General features: G+C 49.2%; 10 protein-coding genes. 4 read left to right on the forward strand and 6 right to left on the reverse strand.

Annotated features, from left to right (window positions below; all coding sequences use genetic code 11):
- Window positions 1–18: 18 nt before the first annotated feature.
- The 3 genes from DN748_RS07660 to DN748_RS07670 form a co-directional block, all read right to left on the reverse strand.
- A complete protein-coding gene (locus DN748_RS07660) occupies window positions 19–957 on the reverse strand; it encodes an AEC family transporter (protein WP_112371203.1) in 939 nt (312 codons plus the stop codon).
- On the reverse strand, window positions 944–2,461 hold the full coding sequence (locus DN748_RS07665; protein ID WP_112371204.1) for an FAD/NAD(P)-binding protein: 1,518 nt from the start codon (window positions 2,459–2,461) through the stop codon (window positions 944–946). The genes DN748_RS07660 and DN748_RS07665 overlap by 14 nt, the downstream gene beginning before the upstream one ends.
- An 88-nt stretch (window positions 2,462–2,549) precedes the next feature.
- Complete coding sequence (locus tag DN748_RS07670) at window positions 2,550–3,695, reverse strand: DNA polymerase III subunit (RefSeq protein WP_112371205.1); 1,146 nt, start codon at window positions 3,693–3,695, stop codon at window positions 2,550–2,552.
- A 166-nt stretch (window positions 3,696–3,861) separates the two neighbouring features.
- Here DN748_RS07670 and DN748_RS07675 point away from each other — a divergent pair, with 166 nt between their 5' ends.
- The 4 genes from DN748_RS07675 (at window position 3,862) to DN748_RS07690 (ending at window position 10,241) form a co-directional block, all read left to right on the forward strand.
- Complete coding sequence (locus tag DN748_RS07675; protein WP_112371206.1) at window positions 3,862–5,052, forward strand: phosphoglycerate kinase; 1,191 nt, start codon at window positions 3,862–3,864, stop codon at window positions 5,050–5,052.
- 155 nt (window positions 5,053–5,207) lie between these two features.
- A complete protein-coding gene (locus tag DN748_RS07680; protein WP_112371207.1) occupies window positions 5,208–6,758 on the forward strand; it encodes a LysM peptidoglycan-binding domain-containing protein in 1,551 nt (516 codons plus the stop codon).
- A 183-nt stretch (window positions 6,759–6,941) separates the two neighbouring features.
- Window positions 6,942–8,036, forward strand: coding sequence for a DUF4837 family protein (locus DN748_RS07685; RefSeq protein ID WP_236636812.1), 1,095 nt, complete (start codon window positions 6,942–6,944; stop codon window positions 8,034–8,036).
- A gap of 72 nt (window positions 8,037–8,108) precedes the next feature.
- Window positions 8,109–10,241 (forward strand): Tex family protein, encoded by a 2,133-nt coding sequence (locus DN748_RS07690; protein WP_112371208.1) that lies wholly within the window; start codon window positions 8,109–8,111, stop codon window positions 10,239–10,241.
- A gap of 142 nt (window positions 10,242–10,383) precedes the next feature.
- Here the strand turns inward: DN748_RS07690 and DN748_RS07695 are convergent, their stop codons facing one another.
- From DN748_RS07695 to DN748_RS07705, 3 genes are read right to left on the reverse strand one after another with little or no spacing between them, the layout of a single operon-like run.
- Window positions 10,384–13,179 (reverse strand): M16 family metallopeptidase, encoded by a 2,796-nt coding sequence (locus DN748_RS07695; RefSeq protein ID WP_112371209.1) that lies wholly within the window; start codon window positions 13,177–13,179, stop codon window positions 10,384–10,386.
- Between the two features lie 35 nt (window positions 13,180–13,214).
- Window positions 13,215–14,351: a TlpA disulfide reductase family protein gene (locus DN748_RS07700; protein ID WP_112371210.1), complete on the reverse strand. Its 1,137-nt coding sequence runs from the start codon at window positions 14,349–14,351 to the stop codon at window positions 13,215–13,217.
- A 43-nt stretch (window positions 14,352–14,394) separates the two neighbouring features.
- Complete coding sequence (locus DN748_RS07705; RefSeq protein ID WP_161554502.1) at window positions 14,395–15,747, reverse strand: RagB/SusD family nutrient uptake outer membrane protein; 1,353 nt, start codon at window positions 15,745–15,747, stop codon at window positions 14,395–14,397.
- Window positions 15,748–15,775: the final 28 nt, after the last annotated feature.

Below are 15,775 nucleotides of genomic sequence, written 5' to 3' on the forward strand. Positions count from 1 at the left end.
CCTGGCAGCACTACCGGATCACAGCATTCCGTTTTCGTAAAAACCCTGCAATAAGACAGCCCCGAGAGGGACCAGTACGAGCGACAATCCGGTAGAGAGCAGGATCAGTAAAGCCGCTTCTTCTTCCCGTGATTTCAGGAAGGAAGCAAAAACCGCAAGATTGACCGCTATGGGAAAAAGCGATACAAGGGCCATGACCTGTCGTTCTTCCGGGTTCAGCCCGTTTATCAGCCTGTATTCCAGGAATAACAGGAGCGCTGCAACAGCGATGGCTGCCAGAACCCGGAAACCGAGTATCCGGGCATAGTAGTTCCATGAAACCGCCCGGAATTTTATATGGGTAAGGCTCATCCCGATAATGGTCATTCCGGCAACTGAAACGAGAACACTCAGAGCGCGGCTTACGGGACCCATAATCGCGGGAGAATGTACGTTAAAAACCTTCAGGATAAGCGCCAGGCTTATGGCGTAGATAAAAGGAACTTTAAACACTTCGCTTACAGCCTTCCGCGTAGTGAACCTCGATTTTGCCACCTGTATAAACCCGAAGATATTGCCGTAGAGTGCCGACCCTATGTAAATGCAGATAAGTATGGTAATGCCTTCTTCCCCGAACAGGGCAGTCACTACCGGAATGCCGAAGAAAGCGACATTAAAGTAGGCATAGCTGCTCTTCAGTATATTGATGTTCAGCGAGGGTTTCAGTTTGTGTTTTACCCATACGGCCGGCAGCAGCATCAAGGCAGACAGGGAGAAAGACATCACTGCCAGAATGGCTATGTTGGCGGCACGGGCTTCCAGCACCTTGTCTATGACCAGTACAGGCAGGAGTACAAAGAGCAGGGGCTTGTTGATATAAGCTTTGGGAACCAGCTTGTGCCTGCTCAGGATGTAACCTGCCGGAATAAAACAGAGATAGGGAAATAAATTGAAGTAAAGCGACTTAAGAACGTCCATTCCGGGTAATTTTAGAAATGATCCCGGTGGCCATCCGGGCTATGGTCCTTACGTTGAACCACACGGCGTTCACATCCATCAGCATTCCGTTTACCAGGTGTCCCACGCCGTAGATGTGCGTTCCGCCCTTTTCCGAGATACACTGCATGGTATGCGGATCGATAACGGCACCGCCCAAGGGGTGGGGTTGAAGGTATTTTTTCTTGAGCAGGTTTTCCAGTAGAATATTGTCCATCTCTTCCAGTTTTCCCGCACTTCCGGTAGCGTTCACCAGTTTGTCCGCATTGTGGGTCCTTCCCGAAGCGGTATGGATCCGGAACTGCCTGCTTCCGCGGTCGAATTCCACTTTTTCGTTTTCGGCTACGACTTCCAGGGTCCCTTCCCGGAGCAGGGCGGCGATCTTCCGGGCATTGTAAAGGGGCATGGCATGCCTGTTGGCCTTCCAGTAGCTTCCGAGCCACTTCCGGAACATCTGTTGTTCTCCGGGGTCCATCCATCCCCAGATCACCGAGGTATCGTAGCGCAGCGCATACGTCATGTTCAGTACGGTATCTCCTCCCTTTTCCGCCAGCCGGATATCGTCTTCGAGGAAAGGCAGGGGCGGCCTGGCACGGCGTTTCATGGCTTTCCAGTCCGGCTTTTTGCCTTCGGCAGCCTCTACATCCTTTATAAAAAGCCGGAAAAGCTCCTTTACGGTGGGGGAGTGGTCTTTCTGCCGTTTTAGCCGGTGCAGGTTCTGGAGGGTGAGATGGTGTTTTTCTATATTACCGGCCTCATCAGGCTGTACCCTGGGCAGCATGCCATCAGGCGAAAACATGGTGATCTTTCCACGGTGCCCGTTATCCACCAGGGTCATGACGGTATCTATCCCGCTGAGGCTGGTTCCCAGGATGCCTACGTGATCCTTTTTTTCTATCCTTTCCCGTAAGCGGTGTACGGGCCAGGGAAAGTCGATATATTCCCTGAGTGCACCAAATTCTTTAAAGGAATTGGGCTTGGGAGTTCCCGGAGCCAGCAGTATTTCGTCGGCGGTAACGGAAGAACCGTTGTCCAGCATTACAGTCAGCTGCTCGTTCTCCAGGCGGTCTATCTCCGTGGCTTCTGCGTGTATCAGGTCTACGGAGATCCCGTGTTTCCGGGCCTTTCCGATGTTTTTTTCCAGTTCTCCCGCTACGTAATGCCCGTACAGTATCCTGCTGGTATAGGCACTTTCCTCGTCACTGCCGCCCTTGACATCGCTTCTTTCCTTTCCCCCGCGATTGCGGAGCCATTCGGCAAAGTGGCCCGGCTCGTAAGCGTAGATCCCCATGAGGTCGGCCTGGGTGTTCAGCAGGTGCGACCTCTGTTCGGTGCCGAAAGCGACCCCGTAACCTACGCGGGCACTGCGTTCTATGAGGGTGAAACGGACCTTTTTGTATAGTTTCCCGGTAATAGTAAGGATAAGGAGTTCTATAAGAGCAGCCGACCCACAGGCCCCGCCACCGATGATCACAACGTTTTTCATGGTTTCCTGTTCGCTTAGCATCTAAGTTAAAGAGATAAAAGGGAACAAAAAAATATAATGTCCTGCGTCTGAACCGCCATCCGGTGCCCTAAGCCCTGTGCAGCAACCTCGTGAGCTTTATGGAAAGGTCGGTAAGGATGATCTTGGCATTGCCGTTGCGCTCTATGTGATAGATGGCATCCTGCAATTCTCCGTTGATCCCGTTGATATTGTTGCCGCTTACGAAGGGTGCGAATTTTTCCAGCCGGAAACTTTCCGTCCGGAACTCCATAAATACCAGCGACGGAGCATTGTAGTTGAGGAGTAATGCCTGCCTGAAGACATCCATACAATAGTGGAGAAAGAGTTTCTGTGTTTCCCTGCCGGTTGCCGCGATCTCTTCGCCCCAGGCGATGAGGTCGTGAATGGCAGCCTTGTTGCCCCTGGCCCTGAAGGCAGTGCGTACCCAGGTAATAAACCAGGTCTCGAAAGTCAGGTCGTTCTGGTCTTTGTCGGCCAGGACGAGCGCCTTGTTGTAGTCGCCATTGGCCTGGTGGGCAATTTTTACCGCTTCGTTTTCCGGGATGCCCCGGGCGGTAAGCCCGGTGCGTACCGCTATTTCCGACAGGGGGGGGAAATGCAGTATCTGGCATCGGGAAAGAATGGTCTGCAAAATCTGTCCCTCGTCCTTTGCAAGGAGCAGGAAAAGCGTTTTTTGCGGAGGTTCTTCTATGAGTTTGAGAAGCTTGTTGGCCGCTGCAATGTTCATCTTTTCCGCCATCCAGATGATCATCACCTTATAACCGCCTTCATACGATTTTAACGAAAGTGATTTTACGATGTCCTGGGCTTCGTCCACACCGATCTGCCCCTGCTTGTTCTCAATGCCCAGGGACTGGTACCATTCGAACAGCGTGCCATAGGGTTTTTGTTTCAGGAACTGCCGCCATTCCTCGAGGAAGTGATTGCTCACCGGGTGCGATTTCACCCTGGAGTTGCCCGCTACGGGAAAGGCAAAATGAAGGTCGGGATGTGCCAGGTGGTCGAACTTCAGGTTGCAGGAAGCATTTCCCGTATCGTTCTCCCCGCCCTGGTTTCCGCAAAGCACATACCGGGCATAGGCAATGGCCATCGGGAGTACCCCGCTGCCTTCATTGCCCACAAAGAGTTGTGCATGCGGAATGCGTTGCTGGTCTGCGCTTACCGTAAGGTGCTTTTTTATGTGCTCCTGTCCGAGAATATCTTTGAATAGCATATGGCAAATATAGCGTGTTTCCCCAAATATGGGGTATTTAACAATATTCTAATAAAACCGCTGGTTCGGAAAACCAATATTTAATTACATTTGTGCTCCATAGTATCCCTGTTTAGCTTTATGACAGACAGGGAACACTTGTTTTAAAACCGTAAATACACACTTTATGAAGACCATAGATGATTTCGATTTCAAAGGAAAGAAAGCATTGATCCGGGTAGATTTTAATGTGCCCCTCGACGGGGAGTTCAACGTTACCGATACTACACGTATAGAGGCAGCAAAACCCACGATTATCAAGATACTGGAAGACGGGGGAAGCGCGGTGTTGATGAGCCATCTCGGGCGTCCGAAAGGGCAGCCCCAGGATGCCCTGTCGCTGAAGCACATTGTAGGGGCGGTATCGGACATCATCAGTGTGAAGGTGAATTTTGTAGAAGACTGCGTAGGCAGAAAGGCAGAGGAGGCCGTCGCCAACCTTAAGAGCGGCGAGATACTGTTGCTGGAAAACCTCAGGTTTCACGCCGAGGAGGAAAAGGGAGACGAAGCTTTTGCAGAACAGCTGTCAAAGCTGGGGGATATCTATGTAAACGATGCTTTCGGTACGGCACACCGCGCCCACGCATCGACCACTATCGCAGCGAAGTTCTTTGAGGGAAGAAAGTGTTTCGGATACCTGCTGGCCAAGGAGATAAAGAGTATTGACAAGGTGATGAAAGACGGTGAAAAACCCGTAACCGCCATACTGGGAGGATCGAAAGTCTCTTCCAAGATTACCATTATAGAAAACATACTGGACAAGATAGACCATCTTATTATCGGGGGAGGCATGACCTATACCTTTGTGAAGGCACAGGGAGGAAAGATCGGGGATTCCATTTGTGAGGATGACAAGCAGGAACTCGCTCTGGACATCCTGAAAAGGGCCGAAGAAAAAGGTGTAAAGGTACACTTGCCCGTAGATGTTATTGCTGCCGATGATTTCAGCAACGATGCCAATACACAGGAAGTTCCCGTAGACCAGATTCCCGACGGATGGCAGGGACTGGATGCAGGGCCGGAAACACTGGAGCAGTTCAGAGAAGTCATCCTGCAGTCCAGGACCATACTCTGGAACGGCCCTATAGGGGTTTTTGAAATGGAACGCTTCCAGAACGGCACCAAGGCCATAGGTTATGCCATAGAGGAAGCCACCAGAAAGGGAGCGTTTTCACTGGTAGGCGGCGGAGATTCCGTAGCCGCCGTAAAACAGTTCGGGTTCGAGGATAAGGTGAGCTATGTATCTACCGGGGGAGGGGCCATGCTGGAAAGCCTGGAAGGAAAAACACTCCCGGGAATTGCCGCCATACTGGAATAGCGTAAGCGCTTACTGCCCTGTTGATTGAGAATATACCCCCGTCTTTTGCGAATAAAGGCGGGGATTTTTTATTTTAACATCCTCTAAGGCTATTATTTAAACGAAAAATACGATTTTTACGGAATTTCTGTTTTATTAAAAATAACCTAAACCCGATGAAGAGCTTTTTTACTACCCTTTTATTTATTGTATTGATCGTTCCGGGCCATGCGCAGGATATTGCAGAAGCAGACCGGAAGCAGGAAAGCGACTTTTCAGGAACACCTGTAATTACCGGGAGGGACAACGACTCCATAATTCCCGATGTGACCATAGAAAAGGTAGATGGCAAATTCCGACTTCGCGATAACGTGCTCGCTGCGCGTATAGACAGCATGTGGCGAAAGGAACTCTATGACAGCAGTCTTTTCGATACCATTGCCGAAGCCATCAGCTCGATGGAATACAAAGACATAGCGTACAGCGAACTTCCTACCGACGTATTAAAGGCCCGTCTCGAGGCCTTAAATGAAAAAACACCTTTTAACGTTTCGTATAACCCGGAGCTCGAGAGTGTTATCAAGAATTTTCTCAAGAACAAAAGGGGCTTCCTGGAGCGAACCATGCTGAAGAGCCAGTACTATTTTCCCCTGTTTGAGCAGGAACTTGACAATAACGACATTCCGCTGGAGATGAAATACCTGGCCATTATCGAATCTGCCCTGAACCCCAGGGCCAGGTCCTGGGCCGGTGCTACCGGGATCTGGCAGTTTATGTACAGCACGGGAAAAATGTACGGGCTGGAAGTCAGTTCGTATGTAGATGAGCGGAGCGACCCGGTAAAGTCTACCAAGGCGGCCTGTATATACCTGGGAAAACTCTATGAAATATTCGGCGACTGGGACCTGGCGCTGGCAGCGTATAACTCCGGCCCCGGAAATGTGTCCAAGGCCATACGGCGTTCCGGAGGATACCAGAACTACTGGAACCTCCGGCCTTTCCTTCCGAGGGAAACCGCCGGCTACGTACCCTCGTTCCTGGCCATGATGTATATTTTCGAATATGCGGATGAACACGGACTAAAAGTTCCCCGGCCGGAAATGCCCTATTTCGAGACCGATACGGTACACCTGAAACGGTCGGTCAGCTTTGACCAGGTCTCTGAAATTGTGGGAATTGAAGTCGAGCAACTGCAGTTCCTGAACCCGGCCTATAAACTCGATGTCGTGCCGTGTATCAAGGGAGAGGTACACTCGTTGCGCCTGCCTTCCGAGGCCCTGGGAAAGTTTATTACCAACGAGAATGCCATATATGCCCATATAGAAGCCGAAGAGGCCAAAAAGGAAAAACCCCTTCCGCAGTTCTTTGAAAAGAACAGCAGTCTTACCTACAGGGTCAGGAAGGGAGATTACCTGGGCCGGATAGCCAGCAAATACGGGGTGCGGGTAAGCGACATCAAAAAGTGGAACGGGCTCAGGAATAACCGCCTTAAAATAGGGCAGAAGCTTACGATATACTCCCGGAAGGCGATGCTTGCGGCGGCAAAAAGTACCAAAGATGTTCAGAATGCACCCGAAAACAGGATATATACCGTAAAGAGCGGAGATACACTCTGGACCATTTCGAGAAAATTTCAGGGAATTTCCATAAAGAATATACGAGAATGGAACGATATTAGTGGCGATAAACTAAAACCGGGAATGAAGCTGAAGCTTTGTAACTGTTAGAAACTGTTTGATTTTGTTTTTGGAATATTTTATAGTGTATTTTTTTGCCAGACGAGGGTATTTGGAGCCACATAGCCATAGCTACGTGGGGAACAAATAGCCGAAGTATGGTAAAAAAAGACGCATAAAAGAACCAAAGGATAAAATTTAAACAGTTTCTTGGAACCACTAAAACCTGAAAAAATGAAACATGACGAGACTGCCCTTTGCCGGGTGAAACTGCCGGACAACGGGCGGAAATCCGAAAATGTTCCCTGTAGGCATTTCTGGCGATCTGCTGTTTTAATGCTATGTGCAATAGTTTTTTTTACTGCGTGTAAAGAGGAGAAAAAAGGCAAAAGAGGATACGTTCCGGATTCGGTCGGGGCCATTAACTCCCTTGCCGTCGTTATAGATAACGAACTTTGGAACGGTGAAGTGGGAGATGAAATACGGGATTTCTACGCGGCGCCGGTTGACGGGCTGCCTTCCATAGAGCCTCTTTTTACCCTGCACCAGATACCGCCTTCCGTGTTTAGCGGTACGACGACCAGGAGCAGGAACATACTTTTGATACAAAATGATTCGGCTGCATATTCCGGGCTTAAAACGGATGTGCATGCCCGGCCCCAGCAGGTGGGGGTGATACAGGCTTCCGACCATCAGACACTTATAGACCTCATCGGGAAGACCCACGATGAATATATCCATGCCTTTAAGGAAAACGATGTCAAGGCCAATCAGAAAAGGTTCCTGATCTCTCCGAACAAGGAAAACTATCTGGAACAGAAATTCGGGATTACCCTGAAAATGCCCTCGGTATACAAAACAGGAACACAGAAAGATAATTTTATATGGATGGAACGGGTAATACCGAAAGGAACCATGCATATTCTGGTGTATCAACTGCCCCTGGATGCGATTCCCGATAACGATAGCGACAGGGTCGATGCCTTTATAAAAATGCACGATTCCATCGGTAAGGAATACGTTCCCGGAAGGGAAGAAGGCATGTATATGGTAACCCAGAAGGATTACGCGCCCTATGTGTTTGATATTACCGTTGCCGGGAAGCCGACGATGGAAACCAAGGGAATATGGGAAATGAAGAACTTTTCGATGGCCGGCCCCTTTGTAAACTATATTATCAGGGATGAGGCAAACAACCGGCTTTTGGTACTGGAGGGACTTACCTTCGCGCCCTCGGAAGATAAGCGTGATTACATGTTTGAACTCGAATCCATTCTGAAAAGTGTAACGTTTACCGGGGGGCATGAGACCACTCCCGGAACAAAATAAGGACCTGAATAACACTTAAGGGGCATACCGGAAACCATTTACCCGGTATGCTTTTTCTTTTTAAAATTTTTTATGGAGAAACTGCAGGAATATGTTATCCGTCATACCAGCCTGCCCGGAAGGGGTGTTGCCAGCACATTGAAGCTGCTGGAAGAAGACAGTACCGTGCCGTTTATCGCCCGTTACCGTAAGGAAATGACCGGTAACCTCGATGAGGTACAGATCCTGGAAATACAAAAACTGAAAGCGGCTTTCGAAGAATTGCAGAAGCGAAAGGAGTCTGTACTCAGGTCTATAGAGGAGCAGGAAGCCCTTACCCCTGAATTGAAACGAAGTATAGAGGAGGCCGCCTCCCTTACCGGGGTGGAAGACCTCTACCTGCCCTTTAAGCGAAAGCGGAATACCCGTGCCGGGGTGGCCCGGGAAAAGGGTCTGGAACCCCTGGCAGGAATACTGATGTCCCGGTCCGGGGCCGATCCCGAAACCGCCGCGTTGCGGTTTGTCAATGACAAGGTGGAAACGGTAGAGGACGCCCTGCAGGGCGCGGTAGACATTATGGCCGAATGGATCAGTGAGAACGGAAGGGTGAGAGAGATACTCCGGCGCATGTTCTCGCGTCATGCCGAAATATCCGCAACAGCGGTCAAGGGAAAGGAGAGCGACGAACAGGCCCAGAAATACCGGCAGTATTTCGACTGGAGCGAACCCCTGTACCGCTGTCCGTCCCACCGTTTGCTGGCCATGCTCCGTGCCGAAAAGGAAGGAGTGGTCCGGGTGAAGATAGGGGTGGATAAGGAACGGGCTGTCGGAAGCGTGGAACGGGCCGTTCTGCGCAACGAACTCTCAGCGTCGGCATCCTGTGTACGGCAAGCGGTAAAAGAGGGGTATGAGCGTTTGTTATATCCGGCAGTGTCCAATGAGGTGCTCAGGGAAGCCAGGCAAAAAGCAGATGCCACGGCCATCAATGTCTTTTCGTCCAACCTGCGGCAGCTATTGCTGGGCGCACCCCTCGGGGAGAAGCGCATACTCGGGATAGACCCTGGCTATAAAAGCGGGTGCAAAATTGTATGCCTGGACGAAAGGGGAAACCTGCTGCACAACGAGAACATATACCCGCATGCACCGCAGCGCGAATCGGCCCGGGCGATGAAAAAGCTGAGGTCGCTGGTCAATGCCTATCAGGTACAGGCCATTGCCATCGGCAATGGTACGGCTTCCAGGGAAACCGAGGCCCTGGTCAGGAAAACAGCCTTCGACCGGGACATACAGGTCTTTGTAGTGAACGAAAGCGGGGCGTCTGTATATTCCGCTTCCGCCATTGCAAGGCAGGAATTCCCGGATTACGATGTTACCGTAAGGGGAGCAGTTTCCATAGGCCGCAGGCTTGCCGACCCGCTGGCGGAACTCGTCAAGATCGATCCCAAATCCATAGGGGTGGGGCAGTACCAGCACGATGTGGATCAGTCCCTGCTGAAAACCGAACTCGATGCCGTAGTGATGAGTTGCGTGAACAGTGTCGGGGTTAATGTCAATACGGCAAGTTCCAGCCTCCTGGGGTACGTTTCCGGAATAGGGCCTTCCCTGGCAGAAAAGATCGTGGCCTACCGGGGCGAAAAGGGGGAAATACGGTCGAGAAAGGAACTGCTGAAAGTGCCCCGCCTCGGCAACAAGGCTTTTGAACAGAGCGCGGCTTTTCTTCGCGTATTGCAAAGTGATAACCCCTTCGACAATTCGGCCATTCATCCCGAAAGTTACGGTATTGTGGAACAGATGGCCGCAGACCTGGGGGTTGAAGTCCGCCAGCTGATAGGGAATAAGGAGTATATAAGCAGGATTAAACCGGAAAAATACTGTTCCGGCACTATCGGGCTTCCTACCCTGAACGATATATTGAAAGAACTGGAAAAACCGGGATTGGACCCCAGGGAGAAAGCCGGCGTTTTTGAGTTCAGCAAGGATCTGAAAACCATAGAAGATGTACGGGCAGGAATGACCGTTCCGGGCATTGTAAACAACATCACCAATTTTGGCTGTTTCGTGGATATAGGGATCAAGGAAAGCGGCCTGGTGCATATATCCAATCTCAGCAGGGAATTTGTAAGTGATGTAAACAGTGTGGTCAGGCTGCATCAGCACGTAATGGTGAAGGTGCTGGATGTAGACCTGCAAAGGAAGCGCATACAGCTGTCTATGGCAGGCGAATAAGATAAACAGGTTCCGGTCCCGGCTTTGGGATGGTCAAAGAGAAGAAAACCGGAAGCAGATATTTTCTGCTTCCGGTTTAGTTCCTGGCAGGTCGCCTGTTTTTATGAGCAATCCGTAAACATCCTGAAGTGGGTCCGGCAGATTAATGATCTTCCGGCTGTAAAACCCCTTCCACGATATTGCCGTTCTCTTTTATTTTTCCCGCAACGGTCATTATGTGTTCCGGAGAAATATCATTTACCAGAGCAATGGATTCCTCCTTGCCGGTTATGGGAATTCCATTTTGCAGGCTACTGGTGATTTTTCTCAGCCAGTAACTGTTTTTGTCCTGGTTTTCAAGGATGTTTTTTTTCAGGTTGCTTTTAACCTCCGCAAGATCTTCCTTGTCGACCTCTTCAGACAATCTGTCCAGTTCTTCATAAACGATGGCCAGCAACTTATCTACTTTGTCCGGATTACATTTAAAGCTAACCGTCAGCTTATAGTTTCCCACCGGTACGGTTCTGAGCGAAGCCCCCGCACTGACTCCATAACTTCCTCCTTCTTCTTCCCGTATCCGGTCCATATACTTCTTTTTCAACAATTGTCCAATACTGTAGATCTCCATGGCTTTTTCCCTCGAATACGGCATTTTTCCGATAAGAGAAACATATACTGTACTCTGCGGGGTTTCCATTTCTTTTTTCAGGTGGATCCTGGTCATGGGTTTTTGGGGAAACATATGATGATCAACGTATTGTTCCTTTTCTCCCGAAGGGAGGCTTCCGAGGTATTTCCGGGCAAGTTCCAGAAGCTTTTTTTCGTCAAAATCTCCTACGAAGACAAATATGAAATCCCCTGCATTGGTGATACGGCTGGCAAACACCGAAGCAGCGCCTTCCAGGCTTACGTTATCGATAAGTTGCTGATCAAAAAGTATCTGGCGTGTACTGTAACCGTTGGCAGCCATGGTAAGAGAATCCTTAAAGGCACTTGAGACGTCGTTGTTCTTCGAATTGAGGTTTGATGTCATACTGAGTTTGATCCGCTCAAACGCCGAACGGTCAAATCGCGGCCTGGTGAATGTCAGGTAGATTCGTTTAAACAGGGTCTCGAGGTCTTGTTGCACAGAAAAGCCTTTCACTGTTTCCCAGAAGCCGTCTATGCTGACATTCACTGAGGTTTGCTTTCCGGCAAGCATTTTTTTAAGGGTAATATAGTCTGTATCCCCTAATCCCGACTGTGAGGCCAGGTACGAGGAGATAAATACATGAGGGAGTTCTTCCTCGTCAAGAAGTGATTGTCCGCCGGGACTGAATGCCTGCATATATATTTTTTCCTTGTCAAAATCCGTAGGAAAAAGAGCCAGCTGCAGGCCATTGGATAGAGTATATAATTTTGCGTTGATCCCCTCAAGATCTTTTGAAGAGACAATGTTCCCTTCTTTTATGGTCTCATCGACCAGGGTTTCATCTGTGACCGTGTCTTCAAAGGGATGCAGTTGCTCTTTTTCGGCCTGTTCCAGGAAGGAAATGATTTCCCCCTTGTCCGGGTACTCATATTGGTCCGTACCGGTAATGCCTATTACATGACCCTCGCTGCCGTGAAATGCCCCGAGAAACCCGAGAATGTCTTCATTGGTAATCTTGTCCAGGAATTTCAGCTTGTAGTTCAGTTCCCACGCATAGTCGGCCACGGGCTCGCCCCGGAAAAAAGCAGTGTATAATTCCTTTGCATAAGAATCATTATTTCTCTTGTTCCTGTTTTTCAGACTGCTTTCCAGGCTTGATCTCAGGGAGGCTCTGGCACGATCGATCTCGGACGGGGTTGCCCCGAATCTCCCGAAGCGCCTGTAAGCTGTCATGGCGTATTGCAGGGCGGGCAGCAGGCTGTCTTTTTTGGGTTGGATCACGTAATTCATAACGGTTAATGGCCTTACGAATTCCTGTGTGCTCAAATACATGTTCAGTACCGGGCTCTCTTTATTCAGTTTTAGCTCGGAGAAGCGGTTATTTACAATATATTGTGTAAAGCTCCGGGTAGTCTCCAATTCTATTCTTTCCGTACCGGAAACATCCGGAGTGTTCCGCTTGATATAGTACTGGACGGAAGGATCTCCGAGTTCCCTGTCGCTGGAATTGATGTATATCAGGTCTTTATTGATCTTAAGACCGAATTCGGGACGTTCGGGAAGCCCCGGTTTCAGGGGGATGGAGGAAAAGAGCTCTTTTACCTTGTTTTCCATCTCGCCGGTATCGATATCTCCTACGATAATCACAGCCTGCTGATCCGGGCGGTACCATCGGTGATAATAGTCCCGCAATTCATCGTACTTGAAATTATTGACGATATCCATCTTTCCGATAGGCATGCGCTCACTGTATTTTGAATTCACCAGAAGTCCGTCGAGCCATATTTTCGAAGAGGCCCGGAAACCGGCGGTATTCCGGGAACGCCACTCCTCCCGGATGACACCCCGTTCGTTGTCGATCTCGGTATCGGTAAGGGAGAGATGCCCGGACCAGTCGTGCAAAACGAGGAGTACGGAGTCCATGAGCTGTTTATTGGTTACCGGTACCTGGTTTATGTTGTATACGGTTTCGTCGAAGCTGGTAAAGGCATTGATCTCCGCCCCGAATTTAATCCCGTTCTTCTCCAGGTATTCCAGCATGCCTTTATCCCTGAAGTTTTGGGTGCCGTTAAAGGCCATGTGCTCCAGGAAATGGGCGAGCCCCTGCTGATGGTCTTCTTCCAGTATGGAGCCGACATTCTGGGCAAAATAAAAGGAGGCCCTGTTTTTGGGTTCTTCATTGTGCATGATATAATAATGCATGCCGTTGGCAAGTTTTCCGCTGACCAAGTTGGCCGGCGTAAAATCTACTTCGGGGACAGCCTGTGCCGGCATGATTTGCGGTACGATCAGGGAGAGTATCGGGAATACCTTTTTTCCAATATTCATGTGTAGTGCTTTTAATGCCTGTGTATAACAGACGTTTATTTAAAAATTTGAGACAGTTTTTTCTCTACCACGTACCCTCTCAGGTTTTTGGCTATGATCCTGCCCTCCGGGTCTATTAACAGGTTCTGGGGTATGGCCTTTATATCGTATTGGAGGGCGACTTTGTTCTTAAAGCCTTTCAGGTCCGACACATGGCGCCAGGCAAGGTCCTCTTCCTCTATGGCTTTCAGCCACTCGTCCCGTTTGGTGTCCAGGGATACGGCAAGGATATCAAAGCCTTTATCGTGATATTTGGAATAGGCCGCTACGAGATAGGGGTTTTCCTTTCTGCAGGGACCACACCAGGAGGCCCAGAAATCGACCAGAAGGTATTTTCCCCTGTAATCGGAGAGTTTTACCAGGTTGCCATCGGGATCGTTTTGAGCAAAATCTGTGGCCATATCCCCTATGTTCTCATTGGCTTTCTCCAAACCGGCCAAAACCTCTTTTCCGAATCTCAGCTTCCGGAGTTCCGGGGATAAGGTTCCGTACAGCTTTTTGAGCTTTTCGGGATCGTCTTTTGTTTTCAGTTTGTCAAGGGCTTCAAGGCTGAAATAGGAGTCCGGGTTATTGTTGATGTAAACAAACCTCAGGGAATCTTTTATCCGTATCATTTCCATAAGGACGGTGTTCATTTCTTTTATCAGGCGCTCCTTTTCTTCGCCTTCCGCCTGCTTTATATCTTCGGTATGGAGCTTTTCCTTGATGTATTCAGGCAAGGCTATGGCATTGATATATTCTTCATACTGATCGTTGATCTTTGACCCCTGAATTTTTGAATTGGCGAGGGAATCCTTGGCTCGAACAGAAATATCTGCCCGTTCCAGGTACAGCATTTTCATGTCGTTTCCCGGTTTCAGTTCCTGCAGGCCTTTACCGGAAGGATCAAATATCAGAAAGGCGATTTGCGGTTCCGTTAAGGTATCTTCGAGGATAAACATATTATTTTCATAAGACGCCGAATCAATAATGTCTTCCGGCTTTATTTTATAGGGTTTTCTGGATAAATACACCCTGGCATCAGGATGTTCCATCTGTTCCATTTCGATCGAAACGGTAAATCCGGTTTTTTCTTTTTTACTACAGAAAGTCAGTAATAATACGCTGGAGAGACAAGCAAGTTTTTTAATCATTTCGTGTTTTTTTATATGTTTGATTTATTTCGTATTCCTTATCCTAATTGAGGTTGGGGTTTTTCAGCGTTTCGTCGTAAGGGATGGGAAATATGACGTCTGCAGGGTCCCATCCTTCCTTATACGATCCGAACACTTCGTCTGCCCTTTCTGTCCTTATGGTGTCGAACCACCTATGGCTCCATTCCGCAAACAGTTCCCGGGCTCTTTCGTCGTAAATGACCTGTAGCATGGCCGCTTGTGTTGCAGCCGTGACACCTCCGAGATTTGCTCTGGAGCGGATGACATCCAGGTCTGATGTTGCACTGTTCTCTCCCGTAAGATTGTTTTGATGTGTACGGGCTTCTGCCCGTATGAGATACATTTCGGCAAGACGGATAACCATATTGGCTTCTTCGGTTTCCGGACCTGCCGTATTGGAATAGGCCCTGTATTTCAGGGGGCCGTTTCCCGTAGGCGTAAGCCAGGCCGATCTCCGGCTGTCTTCTTCCAGGATCAGCCCCGCCATGACCTCGGTCAGGAATACCCTGGGGGTCTCTATGGCATTCGCAGTGAGCTGAACGTTGGTATAACGGTTCGATCCTGCATTGGCAAATTGCAGTATGCTTTCCCCGGAATCTGCATAAAATACCCTGTCGAGATCTTCCAGTTCGTAGAATCCGGCGTTTATTACTTCTGTGGCCAGACTTTCGGCCTCTTCCCAGTTTTCGCGGTATAGCTGTACGCGGGCCAGGAGTGCTGTGGCGACCCATCTATTGGCACGTATTCTTTCTCCTGCGAGGGTAAAAAGGTCTTCGCTTAGCGATGTTCTGGCCTCGTTAAGGTCCATTATGATCTGGTCATATATCGCAGAAACCGGTGAACGCGGCAGTAACCGCGTTTCCTCGTAATCCGGAATAAGTGCAAGAGGAACCTCCCCGTACAGGTTTACCAGGTAAAAATAACTCAGGGCTCTCATGAATTTGGCTTCTCCGGCAAGTTGTTGTCTGGTTTTTTCTTCCAGTGCCGTAGAGCCTGCGATATTGCCGATAAGGTTATTACACTGGTAAATAATGTTGTAATACCCGCGCCAAAGATTAGTGGTCGACGACCCGGTCGGGTCAATTTCATTGATGGCAAATTCCAGATAGGAGGAGGAATAACTTGCCCGTTCCATTTCATCCGATGCCAGTCCGATGTGGCTGGTGAGGTATGTTATGGAGCTACTGCCGGTGGCATAGGCATAAATGCCTCTTACCGCTGCATTTGCAGATCCCTGGTCAGAAAAGACTTCTTTGGTGTCCAGTAGCTCCGGCGGCAGGTCTACATCGACAAAATCGTTACAACCTATCGGCAATAAAGATGTCAGGATACTGAATACCAGGAAGCGGAGAAATCGTGTTTTTTTATTTTTCATGAATGTCATAACAGTAATTTCTTTAAGG

This window comes from Sinomicrobium soli, from assembly GCF_003285545.1.
Lineage (GTDB): Bacteria > Bacteroidota > Bacteroidia > Flavobacteriales > Flavobacteriaceae > Sinomicrobium.

Excerpts from the sequence above, each read along its gene's own strand:
- DN748_RS07660 (WP_112371203.1), bottom strand. The coding sequence starts at position 957 with ATGGACGTTCTTAAGTCGCTTTACTTCAATTTATTTCCCTATCTCTGT.
- DN748_RS07665 (WP_112371204.1), bottom strand. The coding sequence starts at position 2,461 with ATGAAAAACGTTGTGATCATCGGTGGCGGGGCCTGTGGGTCGGCTGCT.
- DN748_RS07670 (WP_112371205.1), bottom strand. The coding sequence starts at position 3,695 with ATGCTATTCAAAGATATTCTCGGACAGGAGCACATAAAAAAGCACCTT.
- DN748_RS07675 (WP_112371206.1), top strand. The coding sequence starts at position 3,862 with ATGAAGACCATAGATGATTTCGATTTCAAAGGAAAGAAAGCATTGATC.
- DN748_RS07680 (WP_112371207.1), top strand. The coding sequence starts at position 5,208 with ATGAAGAGCTTTTTTACTACCCTTTTATTTATTGTATTGATCGTTCCG.
- DN748_RS07685 (WP_236636812.1), top strand. The coding sequence starts at position 6,942 with ATGAAACATGACGAGACTGCCCTTTGCCGGGTGAAACTGCCGGACAAC.
- DN748_RS07690 (WP_112371208.1), top strand. The coding sequence starts at position 8,109 with ATGGAGAAACTGCAGGAATATGTTATCCGTCATACCAGCCTGCCCGGA.
- DN748_RS07695 (WP_112371209.1), bottom strand. The coding sequence starts at position 13,179 with ATGAATATTGGAAAAAAGGTATTCCCGATACTCTCCCTGATCGTACCG.
- DN748_RS07700 (WP_112371210.1), bottom strand. The coding sequence starts at position 14,351 with ATGATTAAAAAACTTGCTTGTCTCTCCAGCGTATTATTACTGACTTTC.
- DN748_RS07705 (WP_161554502.1), bottom strand. The coding sequence starts at position 15,747 with ATGAAAAATAAAAAAACACGATTTCTCCGCTTCCTGGTATTCAGTATC.